At 63.3% G+C, this 17,364-nt stretch carries 15 protein-coding genes; all 15 read right to left on the bottom strand.

What is annotated here, in order from left to right:
- Window positions 1-33: 33 nt before the first annotated feature.
- The 15 genes from lpxC to rsmH all read right to left on the bottom strand — a co-directional run bounded on the left by lpxC (window position 34) and on the right by rsmH (window position 17,354).
- The gene (gene lpxC / locus ACX0MV_RS05285; protein ID WP_458981426.1) at window positions 34-945 is read right to left on the bottom strand and encodes a UDP-3-O-acyl-N-acetylglucosamine deacetylase; all 912 of its coding nucleotides are present in this window, start codon (window positions 943-945) and stop codon (window positions 34-36) included.
- A gap of 112 nt (window positions 946-1,057) precedes the next feature.
- Complete coding sequence (gene ftsZ / locus ACX0MV_RS05280) at window positions 1,058-2,251, bottom strand: cell division protein FtsZ (protein ID WP_458981425.1); 1,194 nt, start codon at window positions 2,249-2,251, stop codon at window positions 1,058-1,060.
- A gap of 55 nt (window positions 2,252-2,306) precedes the next feature.
- Window positions 2,307-3,554, bottom strand: a complete 1,248-nt coding sequence (gene ftsA, locus ACX0MV_RS05275; protein ID WP_458981424.1) for a cell division protein FtsA — start codon at window positions 3,552-3,554, stop codon at window positions 2,307-2,309.
- Window positions 3,555-3,574: 20 nt separating this feature from the next.
- The gene (locus ACX0MV_RS05270) at window positions 3,575-4,441 is read right to left on the bottom strand and encodes a cell division protein FtsQ/DivIB (RefSeq protein WP_458981423.1); all 867 of its coding nucleotides are present in this window, start codon (window positions 4,439-4,441) and stop codon (window positions 3,575-3,577) included.
- On the bottom strand, window positions 4,442-5,392 hold the full coding sequence (locus tag ACX0MV_RS05265) for a D-alanine--D-alanine ligase (protein ID WP_458981422.1): 951 nt from the start codon (window positions 5,390-5,392) through the stop codon (window positions 4,442-4,444).
- Window positions 5,389-6,795 (bottom strand): UDP-N-acetylmuramate--L-alanine ligase, encoded by a 1,407-nt coding sequence (gene murC / locus ACX0MV_RS05260; RefSeq protein WP_458981765.1) that lies wholly within the window; start codon window positions 6,793-6,795, stop codon window positions 5,389-5,391. The genes ACX0MV_RS05265 and murC overlap by 4 nt, the downstream gene beginning before the upstream one ends.
- A 34-nt stretch (window positions 6,796-6,829) precedes the next feature.
- Entirely contained in the window at window positions 6,830-7,900 is a 1,071-nt protein-coding gene (gene murG, locus ACX0MV_RS05255; RefSeq protein WP_458981421.1) for an undecaprenyldiphospho-muramoylpentapeptide beta-N-acetylglucosaminyltransferase, read from the bottom strand.
- Window positions 7,890-9,128: a putative lipid II flippase FtsW gene (gene ftsW, locus ACX0MV_RS05250; RefSeq protein ID WP_458981420.1), complete on the bottom strand. Its 1,239-nt coding sequence runs from the start codon at window positions 9,126-9,128 to the stop codon at window positions 7,890-7,892. The genes murG and ftsW overlap by 11 nt, the downstream gene beginning before the upstream one ends.
- Window positions 9,128-10,474: a UDP-N-acetylmuramoyl-L-alanine--D-glutamate ligase gene (gene murD / locus ACX0MV_RS05245; RefSeq protein WP_458981419.1), complete on the bottom strand. Its 1,347-nt coding sequence runs from the start codon at window positions 10,472-10,474 to the stop codon at window positions 9,128-9,130. The genes ftsW and murD overlap by 1 nt, the downstream gene beginning before the upstream one ends.
- A 21-nt stretch (window positions 10,475-10,495) precedes the next feature.
- On the bottom strand, window positions 10,496-11,578 hold the full coding sequence (gene mraY / locus ACX0MV_RS05240) for a phospho-N-acetylmuramoyl-pentapeptide-transferase (RefSeq protein ID WP_458981418.1): 1,083 nt from the start codon (window positions 11,576-11,578) through the stop codon (window positions 10,496-10,498).
- On the bottom strand, window positions 11,579-12,958 hold the full coding sequence (locus ACX0MV_RS05235; RefSeq protein ID WP_458981417.1) for a UDP-N-acetylmuramoyl-tripeptide--D-alanyl-D-alanine ligase: 1,380 nt from the start codon (window positions 12,956-12,958) through the stop codon (window positions 11,579-11,581).
- Complete coding sequence (locus tag ACX0MV_RS05230) at window positions 12,951-14,414, bottom strand: UDP-N-acetylmuramoyl-L-alanyl-D-glutamate--2,6-diaminopimelate ligase (protein WP_458981416.1); 1,464 nt, start codon at window positions 14,412-14,414, stop codon at window positions 12,951-12,953. The genes ACX0MV_RS05235 and ACX0MV_RS05230 overlap by 8 nt, the downstream gene beginning before the upstream one ends.
- Window positions 14,414-16,138, bottom strand: coding sequence for a peptidoglycan D,D-transpeptidase FtsI family protein (locus ACX0MV_RS05225; RefSeq protein WP_458981415.1), 1,725 nt, complete (start codon window positions 16,136-16,138; stop codon window positions 14,414-14,416). The genes ACX0MV_RS05230 and ACX0MV_RS05225 overlap by 1 nt, the downstream gene beginning before the upstream one ends.
- Window positions 16,135-16,428 (bottom strand): cell division protein FtsL, encoded by a 294-nt coding sequence (gene ftsL, locus ACX0MV_RS05220; RefSeq protein ID WP_458981414.1) that lies wholly within the window; start codon window positions 16,426-16,428, stop codon window positions 16,135-16,137. Before ftsL ends, ACX0MV_RS05225 begins: the two co-directional genes overlap by 4 nt.
- Window positions 16,425-17,354, bottom strand: coding sequence for a 16S rRNA (cytosine(1402)-N(4))-methyltransferase RsmH (rsmH, locus tag ACX0MV_RS05215; RefSeq protein WP_458981764.1), 930 nt, complete (start codon window positions 17,352-17,354; stop codon window positions 16,425-16,427). Before rsmH ends, ftsL begins: the two co-directional genes overlap by 4 nt.
- Window positions 17,355-17,364: the final 10 nt, after the last annotated feature.

The raw sequence follows: 17,364 nt of genomic DNA, 5'->3' as shown, positions 1-17,364 counted from the left end.
TGGCCTCGAAAAACAAAAGGAAGGGAGTTTGACCTACACCGCCGCGACCGGGCGCATGTAAGAAATGGGAGCCGTATTGGGATCGTCGAAGGTCACCACTTCCCAAGCGTCGGTTTGCTCGATCAACGCGCGCAACAGACGATTGTTCAGGGCATGCCCCGATTTGAACCCACGGAACTCACCGATAAGACTGTTGCCAAGCAGGTAGAGATCACCGATGGCGTCGAGAATCTTGTGCTTAACGAACTCGTCCTCATAGCGCAGGCCGTCTTCGTTCAGCACCCGGTACTCGTCCACAACGATGGCATTGTCCACGCTGCCGCCGAGTGCCAGGTTCTGCGAACGCAGGAACTCGATGTCACGCATAAAGCCGAATGTACGGGCGCGGCTGACTTCTTTCACAAACGAGGTGCTGGAGAAGTCAACGCTGGCCGACTGGGTGCGATTGCGGAAGACCGGGTGATCGAAATCGATCTCGAAGGTCACCTTGAACCCCTCGAAAGGCACGAAGGTGGCGCGCTTGTCGCCCTCCTCGACCGTCACTTCGCGGATGATGCGGATGAACTTCTTGTGGGCTTCCTGCTCTTGCAGACCCGCGGATTGAATCAGGAATACGAAAGGACCAGCGCTGCCATCCATGATCGGCACTTCGGACGCGGAGAGCTCGACGTAGGCGTTATCGATGCCCAGGCCAGCCATGGCCGAAAGCAGATGCTCTACCGTATCCACCTTGACATCACCATTGACCAGCGTGGTCGACATGGTGGTTTCACCGACATTGCCTGCTCGTGCGGGGATTTCCACGATAGGGTCGAGGTCGGTACGACGGAACACGATACCGGTGTCCACCGGTGCCGGCTTCAGGGTCAGGTAAACCTTTTCCCCGGAATGCAGGCCGACGCCGGTGGCGCGGATGATGTTCTTCAGGGTGCGTTGTCTGATCATGGCTTTGGCCGCTATAGCACTAGTTGCGAATAGTTTTCAACAATGGCCGGCGATGATAGCAGAACCGACCTTTGCTGAACACCAATCACCCCAATACTCCTGATACATTCCATCAATCGGCCTGACGACGCAGGAATGCCGGGATGTCCAGGTAATCCAGGTCGTCCTGCGGATTCAGCTTCGCCGCGGTGGCGCCGCCCGCATGGCTTTGACGCTGAACGGTCGGGCGCTCGTAGTCCTTGTAGTTGACGCTTTGCTCGTTGCGCGACGGGACGGTCGGCGCAGCCGAAATGGCGGAGTTGCCAGCAACCTGAACGGTGTTGTCGATAACTTTGACCGGCTTCTCGATTTTCGCGCCCAGGCCGGTAGCGACCACGGTGACGTGCAATTCGTCGCGCATGTCCGGATCGATCACGGTGCCAACCTTGACGGTGGCGTGCTCGGAAGCGAACTGCTCGATGATGTTGCCGACGTCCGAGTACTCACCCAGGGACAGGTCGGGACCTGCGGTGATATTCACCAGAATGCCGCGCGCGCCCTGCAGGTTTACGTCTTCCAGCAGCGGGTTGCGGATGGCTGCTTCGGTCGCTTCACGGGCGCGGTTCGGACCGCTGGCGCAGCCAGTGCCCATCATCGCCATGCCCATTTCGCTCATCACGGTTTTCACGTCGGCGAAGTCGACGTTGATCATGCCCGGACGCTTGATGATGTCGGAGATACCGCGCACGGCACCGGACAGCACGTCATCCGCCTTGGCGAACGCCGACAGCAGGCTGGCATCCTTGCCGAGGATGGTCAGCAGTTTTTCGTTGGGGATGGTGATCAGCGAGTCGACGCTTTCTGCCAGAGCACGGATGCCCTCTTCGGCGATCAGCATGCGTTTGCGGCCTTCGAACGGGAACGGTCGGGTCACCACGGCAACGGTGAGAATGCCCATTTCCTTGGCCACTTGAGCGATTACGGGGGCTGCACCGGTACCGGTACCGCCACCCATGCCGGTGGTGATGAAGACCATGTCGGTGCCTTGCAGCACTTCGGCGATGCGCTCGCGATCTTCCATCGCGGCCTGACGGCCGACGTCAGGATTCGCGCCTGCGCCCAGGCCCTTGGTCACGGCGGTGCCGAGCTGCAGGATGGTACGCGCGCCGATGTTTTTCAGCGCCTGCGCATCGGTGTTGGCGCAGATGAATTCGACGCCTTCGATATTGTTTTTCGCCATGTGATTGACGGCATTGCCACCGCCACCACCGACGCCGATTACTTTAATTACAGCACTCTGCGGTGCGCTATCTACGAGTTCGAACATTTCCCCTCTCCTTTTACTTTTTGGTTGTAACGCCTACTGCAAACACTGTTGTGAATCAGAAATTGCCTTGCACCCAGCGCTTCAGGCGCTCGATCACCGGCATTTTCGGTTCGTCGTTGTAACTGCTGATCGCAGACATGGAGATGCCGTCGGTCTGCTTCTGCAGCCCATACAGCAACAGGCCCACGCCTGTTGAATAAATCGGATTGCGCACCACATCGGCCAGGCCCTTGACGCTGTGGGGCACGCCCAGACGCACCGGCATATGGAAAATCTCCTCGGCCAGTTCGACCGCGCCTTCCATTTTTGCGGTGCCGCCGGTGAGCACGATGCCGGCCGGGATCAGGTCTTCGTAGCCGCTGCGGCGCAGTTCGGCCTGGATCAGGGTGAACAGCTCGTCGTAACGCGGCTCGACCACTTCGGCCAGGGACTGACGCGACAGGTCGCGCGGTGGACGATCACCAACGCTCGGCACCTTGATGGTTTCGCCGGCACCCGCCAGCTTGGCCAGGGCGCAGGCGTAGCGGATCTTGATTTCTTCGGCGTACTGGGTTGGCGTACGCAGGGCCATGGCGATGTCGTTGGTCACCTGGTCGCCAGCAATCGGGATCACCGCGGTGTGGCGAATCGCCCCTTCGGTGAAGATGCAGATGTCGGTAGTACCGCCGCCGATGTCGACCAGGCAAACGCCCAGTTCTTTCTCGTCATCGGTCAGCACCGCATACGCGGACGCCAGTTGCTCAAGAATGATGTCATCGACTTCCAGGCCGCAGCGACGTACGCATTTCTCGATGTTCTGCGCCGCGTTCACCGCACAGGTGACCACGTGCACCTTGGCCTCCAGACGCACGCCGGACATGCCCAACGGCTCGCGCACGCCTTCCTGGTTGTCGATCACGTAATCCTGCGGCAGCGTGTGCAGCACCCGCTGATCCGCCGGAATGGCCACTGCCTGAGCGGCGTCGAGCACCCGCTCGAGGTCGGCCGGGCTGACTTCGCGATCACGAATCGCGACGATGCCGTGGCTGTTCAGGCTGCGAATGTGGTTGCCGGCGACACCGACGAAGGCCGAATGGATGCGGCAGCCAGCCATCAACTGCGCTTCTTCCACGGCGCGCTGGATCGACTGCACCGTGGATTCGATATTCACCACCACACCTTTCTTCAAGCCGCGCGAAGGGTGGGTGCCAATACCGACGATTTCCAGTTGGCCATCGGCCGTTACCTCACCCACCAGCGCCACCACCTTGGAGGTGCCGATGTCGAGGCCGACGATCATCTTGCCGCTCTGCACGTTTGCCATGGATCCTGTCTTCTCCTGATTCACTGCACGACAGCGGTTTCAGCCGCCGTGGGCGCCACCGGCTCACGCCACGCCACGGCGAGGCCGCTGGCATAGCGCAGATCGATCCGCGCGATATTCGCTTGCTGCTCTTTCAGCGTCTTGGCGTAAATGACCGTCAGACGCCGTATTTTTTCCACCAGATGATCGCGGCCCAGCAACAGCTCGATGCCCTGCCCGGTGGACAGGAACCAGCTGCCGCGCTCACGCAGCTCCAGACGTGCCACCGAAAACCCCAGGGGCCGCAGCATCTGGCTGAGCACCTGGTACTGCTGCATCACCTGCTGTTGCGCGCGCTGGGGGCCATACAGCTGCGGCAGGTGCTGATAATTCGCCAGCTCACGGGGTTCGAAAGCCTGGCCCTGGTTATTCAGCAGCGCCTCGTCACCCCAGCGGGCGATTGGCAATTGCTCTTCCAGCTTCACCACCAACTGATCCGGCCACACCCGGCGAACCTGCGCGCTGGCAATCCACGGCATCTGTTCCAGCTCATGGCGCATGCCGACCAGATCGACGCTGAAGAAACTCGCTGCAGCGAACGGTTCGATACGCTGCTGCACCGCCTGCTGGCTGATGTAGCTCAAGTCGCCCTCGACGCTGATCTTGGCGATCGGCAGATCGGCATAGGGCAGCAGACGCTGAGCCAGCTCGTATGCGCCGAAACCCAGCAGCACCAGCAGTACCGGCCAGGTAATCCGCTTGAGCAGACCCACATTGGCCTTGGGCATGCGCACCCGCATGCTGATCGGCTCCTTGGCCACCAGACGGCTAGCGCCGCGCTGCGCAGGCTTGCCGCGCACGGGTGCGCGAACAGAACCTGGCTGGTGACGAAGGGAGGCGTTCATCACTTAACCCCGCGTCTCAAGGCTGTCGGCCAAAATCGCCAACACCAGCTGCTGAAAATCCAGCCCAGCGGCGCGAGCGGCCATCGGCACCAGGCTGTGATCGGTCATGCCTGGCACGGTATTGACCTCCAGCAGCCAGAACTTGCCGTCGGCGTCCTGCATCACGTCGGCACGGGCCCAGCCCTGGGTGCCGACCGCTTCACAGGCGCGTGCGGTGAGCGCTTTCAGCTCGTCTTCCTTTGCAGCATCGAGGCCGCAGGGAATGCGGTACTGGGTGTCATTGGCCAGGTACTTGGCGTCGTAGTCGTAGAAGCTGTGCGGGGTGCCCAGGCCAATCGGCGGCAGCACCTGGCCGCGCAAGGTGGCGATGGTGTATTCCGGGCCCTGGATCCACTGCTCGACCAGCACCTGCGAGTCGTAACGGCTGGCCTCCTGCCACGCCGCTATCAGCTCGTCCAGGGTGGTCACCTTGGCCATGCCGATGCTCGAGCCTTCGTGGGCCGGCTTGACGATCAACGGGAAATCCAGCTCGCTGGCAGCCGCTTCGCAGTCGGCCTGCGAAGCCAGCGCGGCATGCCGCGGCGTCGACAGGCCGAGGCTCTGCCAGACCTGCTTGGTGCGCAGCTTGTCCATCGCCAGAGCCGAAGCAAGAATGCCGCTGCCGGTGTAAGGAATCCCGGCGCACTCGAGCAGGCCCTGCATGCTGCCGTCTTCGCCACCGCGACCGTGCAACACGATAAAGGCGCGGTCGATCTTTTCTGCGAGCAGGCGCTGCAGGACGTCATCGCCGACATCGATGCCAAACGCATCGACACCGGCGCCTTGCAATGCCTGCAGCACCGCATTGCCGGATTTCAGCGACACCTCGCGCTCGGCGCTCTTGCCGCCGAACAGCACGGCGACGCGTCCGAAGGCGGATACCGGCAACTGGGATTTCAAACGTTCGCCATTCATATCAACTTACCTTTGCCCGCAAACAGCGGGCTCTGCAGCAATTGCGGCGCCAAGCCGCCGATGTCGCCGGCGCCCTGACACAGCAGGATGTCGCCAGCGCGCAGCAGCGGCTTGATCAGCGGCGCCAACTCCACGCCGCGCTCGATGTAGATGGGGTCCAGCTGGCCGCGCTGACGGATGCTGTGGCACAGCTGACGGCTGTCGGCACCGGGAATCGGCTCTTCGCCGGCCGGATAAACCTCCATCAGCAGCAGTACATTGGCGTCGGCCAGCACCTGAACGAAATCGTCGTAAAGATCGCGGGTACGGCTGAAACGATGCGGCTGGTACACCATCACCAGGCGGCGCTCGGGCCAGCCACCGCGCACGGCCTTGATCACCGCCGCCACTTCACGGGGATGGTGGCCGTAATCGTCGACCAGCATCACGCTGCCGCCGTCAACAGGCAGCTCGCCATACACCTGGAAGCGCCGGCCCACACCCTGAAAACCTGAAAGACCCTGGACGATGGCCTCATCGCTGATGCCTTCGTCGCTGGCAATCGCAATGGTCGCCAGGGAGTTCAGGACGTTGTGGTTGCCTGGCATGTTGACCGACACATCCAGCGGCTCGCGGTCGCGGCGCAGCACCGTGAAGAAGGTCTGCATGCCCTGCTGACGCACGTTGATCGCACGCACGTCGGCGTCTTCGCCAAAGCCGTAGGTGACAGTCGGGCGCGCCACCTGCGGCAGGATCTCGCGCACTACCGGGTCATCCACACACGCCACCGCCAGCCCGTAGAACGGCAGGTTGTGAAGGAACTCGATGAAGGTCTTCTTCAGCTTGCTGAAGTCACCGCCATAGGTGCTCATGTGGTCCATGTCGATATTGGTGACCACTGCGACCATCGGCTGCAGGTGCAGGAAGCTGGCGTCGCTCTCGTCGGCCTCGGCGATCAGGTAGCGGCTGGTACCCAGCTGGGCATTGGTGCCGGCCGCATTCAGGCGGCCGCCAATCACGAAAGTCGGGTCCAGGCCACCTGCGGCAAATACTGAGGCCAGCAGGCTGGTGGTGGTGGTTTTGCCATGGGTACCGGCAACCGCGACGCCGTGGCGATAACGCATCAGCTCGGCGAGCATCTCGGCACGTGGCACCACCGGAATGCGCCGCTCAAGCGCGGTCGCGACCTCCGGGTTGCTGGTGTTGACGGCGCTGGATACCACCAGTACGTCAGCCTGCTCGGCGTTCTCGGCACGGTGGCCGATGAAAATCTGCGCACCGAAGGTTTCCAGACGCTCGGTCACCGCCGAGGCCTTGAGGTCGGAACCGGACACTTCATAACCGAGGTTGAGCAGCACTTCAGCGATGCCGCACATGCCAGCACCACCGATGCCAACGAAGTGGATCCGGCGGATGCGGCGCATGCGGCGAATTTCCGAACGCGCGGCGGCGGGAGACTTAGCCACGGGCCACCTCCAGGCAGATATCGACAACGGTGCGAGTGGCGTCGGGCTTGGCCAGACGACGGGCAGTTTGCGCCATGTGGTTGAGTCGTTCGGGGTGCATCAAAACCTCGGTCAGCTGCGCGGCCAGTGCGGCGGCGTCAGTGGATCGTTGTGGCAGAAGGACGGCGGCGCCCTCCTTGGCGAGATAATCGGCGTTGCGCGTCTGGTGGTCGTCGATCGCGTGGGGCAATGGCACCAGGAACGACGGCAAACCGGCGGCGGCCAGCTCACTGATGGTCAACGCCCCTGCGCGGCACACCACCAGGTCGGCCCAGGCGTAGGCGCGCGCCATGTCCTTGATAAAGGGAGCGACCTGCGCTTCGACGCCCACGGCGCGATAGCGTTCAGCGGTAATTGCGTCGTGCTGCTTGCCGGCCTGGTGGAACACCTCAAGGCGTTGCTCGGCATCGACCAGGGCCAGCGCATCGGGCAGCAGCTTGTTGAGCGGCTCGGCGCCCAGGCTGCCGCCCAGCACCAGCAGGCGTGGCCGACGGCTGGTCAGGGTATCGCGCGGGGTTTCCAGGAACAGCTCTTCGCGCACCGGGTTGCCGGTGGTGCGGCGCTTGGCGCTGTTGCTGAAGGTATTCGGGAAGGCCTCGCACACCCGACTGGCAAACGGCACCAGGCTGCGATTGGCGGTGCCGGCCACGGCATTCTGCTCGTGGATGATCAGCGGCGCGCCAGCCAGCTTGGCCGCCAGCCCGCCAGGCCCGGTGACATAGCCGCCCATGCCGAGCACGCAAACCGGCTGCAGCTCGCGGACGATCTTGCGCGCCTGGAACAGGGCGCCGAGCAGCTGCAGCGGCGCTTTCAGCAAGGACAGCTTGCCTTTGCCGCGCAAGCCGCTGACGTTGATCAGGTGCAAGGGCAACCCGGCGGCAGGCACCAGTTCGTTTTCGATGCCGCGCGGTGTACCCAGCCAATGCACGCTGTAGCCACGCGCCTGAAATTCACGGGCACAAGCCAGCGCCGGGAACACGTGGCCGCCGGTACCGCCCGCCATGATCAGCACATTACCGCGCATGCTGCACCTCCCTGACTGGCGCCACGGGCGAGCCGGCGTCGGGGAAATCGGCTTCTTCGAAATCCACATCTTCGCTGCCGAGCGTCGTCCGCCGCTCCCATTCGATGCGCAGCAGCAGCGCCAGGCTGACGCAGCAGATCACCAGCGAGCTGCCGCCGTAACTGAGGAACGGCAGCGTCAGACCCTTGGTTGGCAACAGGCCGACGTTCACCCCGATGTTGATCAGGAACTGGCCGATCCACAGAAACGCCAGACCGTAGGCGACGTAGGCCGAGAAGAACTGCTTGGCCTTTTCCGCCCAGAGGCCGATGTAGAGCGCGCGCACGCTGACGAATACGAACAGGCCGACGGTGACCAGTGCGCCGATCATGCCTAGCTCTTCGGCCAACACAGCGAAGACGAAGTCGGTGTGGGCTTCCGGCAGGTAGAACTGCTTTTGCACACTGTTACCCAGACCAACGCCGAACCACTCGCCGCGACCGAATGCGATCAGGGCCTGGGTCAACTGGTAGCCCGAACCGAACTGGTCAGCCCAGGGATCGGTAAAGGTAATCAGACGCTGCAGGCGGTACTCCTGGGTTTGCACGAGCACGAACACCGCGCCCACCGCGAGCGCCACCATCAGGCTGAAACGGAACAGGCCGACCCCGCCGAGGAACAGCATGGCAGCGGCCGCACCCATCATCACCACGGTGGCGCCGAAGTCCGGCTCCAGCAGCAGCAAACCTGCCATCGGCAACAGCACCACGAACGGCTTGAAGAAACCCGCCCAGCTCTCGCGCACTTCTTCCTGACGGCGCACCAGGTAGCCGGCCAGGTAGACGACGACGAAAACCTTGGCGATCTCCGAGGGCTGTACGTTGAAGGCGCCGAAACCGATCCAGCGCGAGGAGCCATTCACTTCGCGACCGATGCCAGGGATCAGCACCATCACCAGCAGGGCAAACGCGGCGAGCAGCAGCAGCCAGCCGAAGCGCTGCCAGGTGGCCATCGGAATCTTCAGCGTCACACCGGCGGCGCCGAGGCCGATCACCAGATAAATCAGGTGGCGGATCATGTGGTACAGCGGGTTGCCGGAATTGACTGCGGCGACTTCCGACGACGCCGAAGCAATCATCACCAGGCCCAGGCCGAGCAAGGCCAGGCAACCGGCGAGCAGCGGAAAATCCACATCCATGCCACGACGGCTGAACAGCGGTGACGGATAAGGGCGCAGTAAGGCGAGCATCAGGCGAGCGCCTCCACCGCTTGAGCGAACAGACGACCGCGCTCTTCGAAGTTCTTGAACATGTCCAGGCTGGCGCAGGCTGGCGACAGCAGTACGGCGTCGCCGGCCTCGGCCCGCCCTGCGGCTTGCTGCACGGCTTGTTCCAGGCTGTTCACGCGGATCAGCGGCACCTCATCACCGAGGGCGGCGGCCAGCCGCTCGGCATCACGACCGAGCAACACTACCGCGCGACAGAATTTCGCCACCGGGCCACGCAGTGCAGAGAAGTCCGCGCCTTTGCCGTCGCCGCCGGCGATGAGTACCAGCTTGCCGGCGATGTCGGCGCCCAGGCCTTCGATAGCGGCCAGCGCAGCGCCGACATTGGTGGCCTTGGAATCATCGTAGAAGCTCACACCGGCACGCTCGCCGACCCACTGGCAGCGATGGGGCAAGCCAGCGAAGTGTTTCAGGGTTTCCAGCATCGGCTCGAATGGCAGGCCGACCGCATGCCCGAGTGCGAGCGCGGCCAGCGCATTGGACTGGTTGTGCGCGCCGCGAATCTTCAATTCACGCACTGGCAGCAGTGCGGCGAACTGGTAACCCAGGTATTTCTCGCCGTTTTCTTCTATCAGGCCGAAACGCTTGAAATCCGGCTTGCCGAGGCCGAAAAACCAGCACGGCAGGTTGTCTGCCACCAGCGGCCGCGACAGTGCGTCGTCGCGATTCACCACAACCTGGCGGGCGCCGCGGAAGATCCGGTGCTTGGCCAGGTGATAAGCCGGCAGATCGGCGTAGCGATCCATGTGGTCTTCGCTGATGTTCAGGCAGGTCGCCACTTCGGCGTAGAGCTGGTCGGTGGTTTCCAGCTGGAAGCTCGACAGCTCCATGACATACAGCTCGATGTCGTCGCTAAGCAGATCCAGCGCCGGGGTACCGAGGTTGCCGCCGACCGCGACCTTCTTGCCCGCTGCCGCGGCCATTTCGCCAACCAGGGTGGTGACGGTGCTCTTGGCGTTGGAGCCGGTGATCGCAACAATCGGTGCCTTGGCATAACGGGCGAACAGGTCGATATCGCCGGACAGTTTGACCCCGCGTGCAGCGGCGACCTGCAACGCCGGGGTGGCGATGGCCAGCCCCGGGCTGACCAGCAGTTCGCTGGCCCGGCAAAGGAACTCCACATCCAGCTCGCCGCAGCGCACTTCCACCTGCGGAAACTGTTCGCGCAAGGTGGCGAGCTCCGGCGGGTTGGCACGGGTGTCGACCACGGCAAACGGCAGGCCCTGGCGCGCGAGGAAGCGCACCAGGGACATGCCGCTCTTGCCGAGGCCGACAACGATGCGGAAGTGATCGGAAGCGATCAGGCTCATGCGGTTATAAATCCTCAGTCCTCAACGCAGTTTCAGGGTGGCTAGGCCGATCAACACCAGAATCACGGTGATGATCCAGAAGCGCACGATTACGCGCGGTTCAGGCCAGCCTTTGAGTTCGAAATGGTGATGAATCGGCGCCATGCGGAACACCCGCTTGCCGGTCAACTTGAAGGACGCCACCTGGATGATTACCGACAGGGTTTCCATCACGAACACCCCGCCCATGATGAACAGCACCACTTCCTGGCGAACGATGACGGCGATGGTGCCCAGTGCAGCACCCAGCGCCAGCGCGCCGACGTCGCCCATGAACACTTGCGCCGGGTAGGTGTTGAACCACAGGAAGCCGAGCCCGGCGCCGACCAGCGCGGCGCAGAACACGATCAGCTCGCCCGCGCCCGGCAGGTAGGGGATGAACAGGTACTCGGCGAACTTCACGTTGCCCGATAGGTAGCAGAAGATCCCCAGCGCGCCGCCGACCATCACCGTTGGCAGAATGGCGAGACCGTCGAGGCCGTCAGTCAGGTTGACCGCATTGCTCGAGCCGACGATGACAAAGTAGGTCAGTACCACGAAGCCGATGCCCAACGGAATGCTCACGTCTTTCAGCAGCGGCAGGATCAGCGTGGTTTCGACCGGGCTTTGCGCGGTCATATAAAGGAAGACCGCTGCACCCAGACCGAACACCGACTGCCAGAAATACTTCCAGCGACTCGGCAGCCCCTTGGAATTCTTTTCGATCACCTTGCGGTAATCGTCGACCCAGCCGATGGCACCGAACAGCAGGGTCACGGCCAGCACCACCCACACGTAGCGGTTGCTCAAGTCGGCCCAGAGCAAGGTGCTGATGGCGATGGCAGAAAGAATCAGCGCGCCACCCATGGTAGGTGTGCCCTTTTTCGACAGGTGTGACTGCGGGCCGTCGTTGCGCACCGACTGGCCGATCTGGCGAATCTGCAGGGTGCGGATCATCCACGGCCCCAGCCACAGCGACAGCGCCAGTGCGGTGAGCACACCGAGAATGCCGCGCAGGGTCAGGTACTGAAAGACCGCGAAGCCCTTGTGGAACTGTTGCAGGTACTCCGCCAGCAGCAGCAGCATTTAGTGACTCTCCCCGGAAGTGCCACACAGCGCCGCCACGACTTTATCCATCGCGGCGCTGCGTGAGCCTTTTATTAGAATGGTGGTATCGCCCTGCTCGGCGCGGAGCGCTTCGATCAGGCTGGCTTGATCGGCAAAATGACGTGCTTCGCTGCCGAATGCGGCCACCGCATGTGCCATCAGCGGGCCGACGGCATAGAGCGCGGAAACCCTGCCACGTGCATGCTCACCGACATCGCGGTGGCCCTGCGCGGCCCACTCGCCAAGCTCGCCCATATCGCCGAGCACCAGCACGGTGCGGCCAGCAAAGCCGGCAAGAATATCGACGGCGGCGCACATCGAGGCCGGGTTGGCGTTGTAACTGTCATCGATCACCCGCACACCGTTGCTCGCCAACTGAGCGACGGCTCGGCCTTTGACCGGCTGCAGGAGCTCCAGCCCACGCTTGATATCCACCAGCGGCACGCTCAGTGCACGCGCAGCGGCTGCGGCTGCCAGCGCATTGGCAACATTGTGCTCGCCGAGCAGGTTGAGCTGGATGCGCGCCTGGCCTTCTGCGCAATGCAGGGTGAAGGCCGAGCAGCCGCGCGAGTCGCGGGCCAGATCACTGGCGTGGAAGTCCGCCTGCGGATTAATCAGGGCAAAGCTGATCACCTGATTCTGTCCGGCGCGCTGATGCCATTGGGCGAAAGCCGAATCGTCCAGGTTGAGCACCGCCACGCCGTTGCCTGTAAGCCCTTCGAGGATTTCGCCCTTGGCCTCGACGATTTTCTCCGGCCCGCCGAACTCGCCGACATGGGCATTGCCCGCGTTGGTGATGATGGCGACATGGGGGCGCGTCAGGCTGACGGTATAGGCAATTTCGCCAATGCGCGAAGCGCCCAGTTCGATCACCGCGCCTTTGTGCTGCGGTGCGAGCTCGAGCAGTGTCAGCGGTGCGCCGAGGTCGTTGTTCAGGTTACCCCGCGTGGCCAGCACGGCCGCGCCTTGTTCAGCAAACGCGGTGCGTAGAATGCTCGCGAGCATCTCTTTCACCGTGGTCTTGCCGCTGGAGCCTGTTACCGCGGCCAGTGGGCCGCCGTAAGCCTGACGATTCAATGCACCGAGCTGACCGAGGGCCATGCGCGTGTCGCTGACCAGCACCTGCGGCAGCGGTGCATTGGCTACTTCGCGCTCGACCAAGGCCGCCACGGCGCCGCGCGCGGCGACATCGGCCAGGTAATCATGGCCGTCAAAGCGCGGGCCGGTCAGGGCGATAAACAGCTGGCCCGGCTGAATCGCCCGGCTGTCGGTGCTGACGGCGCTGAATTCGCGGTCCTCGCCCAGCAAACGGGCATTCAAGGACAGGGCGATGTCGCTCAGACGCAGGGCCTTAAGCATTGCGAGCCTCCCATGCGGCCAATGCCTTGTCGGCTTCGATCAGGTCGGAGAACGGCTGACGCACACCGTTGATCTCCTGGTAGTCCTCGTGGCCCTTGCCGGCGAGCACCAGCACGTCGTCGACGCTGGCGCCAGCGATCAGCTGGGCAATCGCCTGGCCGCGGCCATGGACGAACTGCACCTGCTCGGGTGCTTTGAAACCGCCACGGATGTCGCTGAAAATCTGCTGGGGCAATTCGCTACGCGGGTTGTCATCGGTGACCAGCACGCCATCGGCGAGACGCTCGACCACGTCAGCCATCAATGGCCGCTTGCCGCTGTCACGATCGCCGCCGCAGCCGAACAGGCACAGCAGACGGCCTTTGACGTGGGGGCGGAGTGCTTCGAGAACCTTTTCCAGGGCATCCGGGGTGTGCGCGTAATCGACCACCACCAGCGGCCGGTTGACACCACCGAGTCGCTGCATCCGGCCAACCGGCCCCTGCAACTGCGGCAGCACCTTGAGAATCTCGTCGAGCGGATAGTCCATACCGAGCAGCGCACCGACCACGGCGAGCAGGTTGCTCAGGTTGAATCGGCCCAGCAATGAGCTGCGCAGGCTGCCTTCACCACGCGGAGTGACCAGTGTCGCCCGTACGCCTTGCTCATCGAAATGCGCATCACGGCAATACAGATACGCCTCGGCGTTCTCCAGGCTGTAGCTGATCAGGCGCGACTCATGCTCAGCCGCCGCAAGCTCGCGGCCGAAGGCATCGTCCAGATTGAGTACCCGGCAACGCAGGCCTGACCAATTGAACAGGGCGGCCTTGGCTTCGCCATAAGCCTGCATCGAGCCGTGATAATCGAGGTGGTCACGCGACAGGTTGGTAAACACCGCAACATCGAATGCCAATGCGGCGACGCGGCCCTGGTGCAGGCCGTGGGACGACACTTCCATCGCGACGGCGCGGGCGCCGGCGTTTTTCATGTCAGCCAGGGTCGCCTGCACCCCGATCGGGTCCGGGGTGGTGTGGCGGCCGAGCGCCAGCGCGTTGTAGAAGCCATTACCCAGCGTGCCGACGATGCCGCAGCGCTCGCCAAGCAGATCCAGCGCCTGCGCCAGCAACTGGCTGACACTGGTCTTGCCATTGGTGCCGGTGATGCCGATCAGGTGCAGCCCGCGGCTCGGCTCGCCGTAGAAGCGGCCGGCAATCGCCGACAACTGCCCGGCCAGCCCTTTGATCGCCACCAGCTCGGCGCTGTGCGCGGTCATCGCCTGCGCGCCCTGCGCTTCATAGGCCACGGCAGCAGCACCGCGAGCGATGGCGTCGGCGATATGCACGCGCCCGTCCTGCTCGGTACCGGGCACGGCCAGGAACAGATCGCCCGGACGCACCTTGCGGCTGTCCAGGGTCAGTTCACGAATCAGCACCGAGCTGGCGGCGCCTGAGAGTAATTGGTTGAGGGGCATTGGCATCAGATACGCCCTCCTTTTTCAGCGGCCACGGTGGCGGTTTGCGGTTCGGGCAGGTTGTCGGGTGCGACGTTCATCAGGCGCAGCGCGCCCGCCATGACCTTGCCGAACACCGGTGCCGAAACCAGGCCGCCGTAATAACCGCCTTCACTCGGCTCGTCGATCATGATCACTGCGGCGATGCGCGGGTTGTCGATAGGCGCGACACCGGCGAAAAACGAACGGTAAGCGTTGTCGACATAGCCCTTGCTGCCGACGGCGGCCTTGCGCGCGGTGCCGCTCTTGCCGCCGACGTGATAGCCCGGCACCTTGGCGCGTGCACCGCCGCCGCCCGGCTCTTCGACCACGGCCTGGAGCATGCCGAGCACGGTATTGGCGATTTGCTGGTCGATCACCTGCGTGGAAACCGGCTTGCCATCCGTGCGCACCAAAGACAGTGGGACGTTCTGCCCGTCGTTGCCCAGCACTGCATAGGCATGGGCGAGCTGCACCGCGGTCACCGACAGGCCGTAGCCATAGGCCAGAGTCGCGGTTTCAGCCTGTTTCCAGACTCTATAATTAGGCAGATTGCCGACGCGCTCACCAGGGAAGCTCAAGCCGGTATCCTGGCCGAGCCCCACTTGCTGCATCAGCGCGTAAATCGGCTCGGCGCCGATGTCGAAGGCAATCTTGCTCATGCCGACGTTGCTGGACTTCATCAGGATGCCGGTAAGGTCCAGAACCCCAGCGCGCGATACGTCGCGGATGGTGTAGCGGCCAATGCGCAGGGTGCCGGGAGCGGTGTCCACGGTCATTTCCGGCGTCCAGCGACCTGTACTCAAGGCGGCAGCAATAGAAAAGGGTTTGACCGTCGAACCCGGCTCGAACACGTCGATCATTGCTCGGTTGCGCATGGCTGCCGGCTGCAGGTTGCGCCGGTTGTTGGGGTTGTAGGTGGGCTGGTTGACCATCGCCAGCACTTCGCCGGTCTGCACGTCGAGCAGCACCAGGCTGCCGGCCTTGGCGCCGAACTCGGTGATTGCATTGCGCAGTTCGCGGTGCGCCAGGTACTGCAGGCGCAAGTCGATCGACAGCGCCAGAGCCTTGCCCGCCTTGGCGTTCTGAGAAACCTGAACGTCCTTGATCAAGCGGCCACGGCGATCTTTGAGCACCTGGCGCTTGCCGGGTACGCCAGCCAGCCACTCTTCGAAGGCCAGCTCCATGCCTTCGCGACCCCGGTCGTCGATATCGGTGAAACCCACCACGTGGGCCGCGACCTCACCGGCGGGGTAGAACCGGCGGAATTCTTCGATGGCGTATACGCCTGGCACGTCCAAATCAAGCACTCGCTGGCCCTGCTGCGGGGTCAAGCCGCGGACGAGGTACATAAACTCGCGCTCGGCGTTGGCCTGCAGGCGCTCGGCAAAGGCTTTGGGTTCCTGTCCCAACGATTCGGCCAAAGCGGCCCACTGGCCTTTTGCGGCTTGCAATTCCTTGCCGTTGGCCCACAGCGTGGTCACCGGCGTGCTGACGGCCAGGGGCTCGCCGTTACGGTCGGTGATCAGCCCGCGGTGCGCAGGGATCGGAATGTGGCGAACGCTGCGCGCATCGCCATGGGCCTTGAGGAAGTCATGGTCGACCACGTGCAGGTCGACAATGCGCCAGGCGATCGCACCCACCATCAGCGCCAGAAGCAGCAGCACGAGGCGGAACCGCCACGGGTAAAGCGCGCCTTCAAGCTTGATCATGGCGCCACCATCTGGACTTCGGCGGCTTCCGGAATACGCATTTTCAGCTGCTCGCTGGCCAGCGCCTCGATACGGTTGTGGGCGGTCCACGTGCTTTGTTCGAGCACCAGACGCCCCCACTCCGCCTGCGTCTTGTCACGGGTGTTCAGTTCGGAATACAGCTCGTTGAGCAACTGCCGGTTCCAGTGCGCGCAGTAGGACACCGCAAGCGCCGAACCGAGCACGGCGAGAAACAACACCAGCATCAGCAGGCTGCCGCGCGGCAGCGGTTTGGCGAATACGGCGCTCATCGCACTTTCTCCGCTATACGCATCACGGCGCTACGCGATCGTGGGTTGGCCTGCAGTTCGGCCTCGCTGGCGAAAACCGGCTTGCCGATAAGCTTCAAGCGCGGCTCGAAGGCCTTGGGAATGATTGGCAAATCACGCGGCAAGGTGTCCTGCTCGCCCTTGGCGTGCTTGCGCATGAACTGTTTGACGATGCGGTCTTCCAGCGAATGGAAACTGATGACCACCAGACGCCCGCCTACCCTGAGCGTTTCCAGCGCAGCGTCAAGGCCACGCTCGAGGTCGCCCAACTCGTTGTTGATCTGAATGCGCAGCCCCTGAAAGGCGCGAGTCGCCGGATTCTTGCCTTTTTCCCAGGCCGGATTGGCAACGGTCAGCACCTGGGCCAGATCCGCAGTGCGCTCGAAGGGCTGCTCGCTACGACGCAACACCACGGCGCGGGCCATGCGCTTGGCGAAACGCTCCTCGCCATACTCCTTGAACGCACGGGCAATATCTTCTTCGCTGGCCGTGGCGATCCACTGGGCGGCACTGACGCCACGACTCGGGTCCATGCGCATATCCAGCGGACCGTCATTCATAAAGCTGAAGCCACGCTCGGCATCGTCCAGCTGCGGCGAGGAGACGCCAAGGTCAAGCAGCACGCCGTCGACCGCTCCCGCCAGGCCGCGGACAAGCGCTTCTTCGCCAAGTTCCGCAAAACTGCGTTGCACAACGACAAAGCGGCCGTCTTCGGCCGCCAGCGCATTCCCCGTCGCAATCGCCAGGGGATCTTTATCGAACCCCAGTAGCCGTCCATCCGGCCCAAGCTTTTCCAGAATCAGCCGGCTATGTCCGCCACGCCCAAAGGTGCCGTCCAGATAGCAGCCATCGGTGCGCACGGCGAGGCCTTCGACGGCTTCGTCTAGCAACACGGTTATATGACGCAGGCCGTTGGCA

The sequence above is a fragment of the Pseudomonas cistanchae genome (assembly GCF_054483635.1).
Note: the sequence above shows the minus strand (reverse complement) of the source record. Positions and strands in the feature narration are given on the sequence as shown.